At 52.5% G+C, this 794-nt stretch carries 1 protein-coding gene; it reads right to left on the reverse strand.

Annotated features, from left to right (window positions below; all coding sequences use genetic code 11):
• Nucleotides 1-228: 228 nt before the first annotated feature.
• On the reverse strand, nucleotides 229-794 hold a 566-nt coding region (locus ACTHUR_RS13285; protein ID WP_440398996.1), incomplete at its 5' end, for a metallopeptidase TldD-related protein.

The following is a 794-nucleotide window of genomic DNA, read 5'->3' on the forward strand; positions in this document are numbered from 1 at the left end:
CAATATCTGATGTCCAAAGAAGCAAATATCGACCCCAAAATCAAAACGGTCAAACCCTTCATGCTTTCATGATTGCCCAAATAAAATGCAACATTGGACAAAGACGCGATCCACAGGGCAACCGACACCAGCAACATCACTATGAGAAAACTTGATTTCCGATTCTGTTCCTGCATGGTTTTATCCTAATGTAAAAGGCCGTCTGAAACCTTTCAGACGGCCTGCCGTTTAAATTTCGCTACCGCCGACGGTCAGTCCGGCATCAATCCTCAGGGTCGGTTGTCCGACGCCGACAGGAACACTCTGCCCTTCTTTGCCGCAGACGCCGATACCGCTGTCGAGCGCAGTGTCGTTGCCTATCATGGAAACATGTTTCAGCACTTCGGGGCCGTTGCCGATGATGGTCGCGCCTTTGACAGGATATTGCAGCTTGCCGCCTTCCACCCACCACGCTTCGGATGCGCTGAACACGAACTTGCCGCTGGTAATGTCCACTTGTCCGCCGCCGAAATTGACGGCATAAATGCCCTTGTCGATGGACGCGATGATTTCTTCCGGCTCATAGCCGCCGTTTTCCATAAAGGTATTGGTCATGCGCGGCATAGGCGCAGAAGCGTAACTTTCGGGGCGACCGTTGCCGGTCGATTGCGTACCCATCAAGCGGGCGTTGGTTTCGTCCTGCATATAGCCGACCAAAATACCGTCTTCAATCAATACGGTGCGGCGGGTTTCGTTGCCTTCGTCGTCGATATTGAGCGAACCGCGTCTGTCGGCAATATCGCCTTGATCCACAA

This window comes from Neisseria sp. P0021.S007, assembly GCF_051956855.1.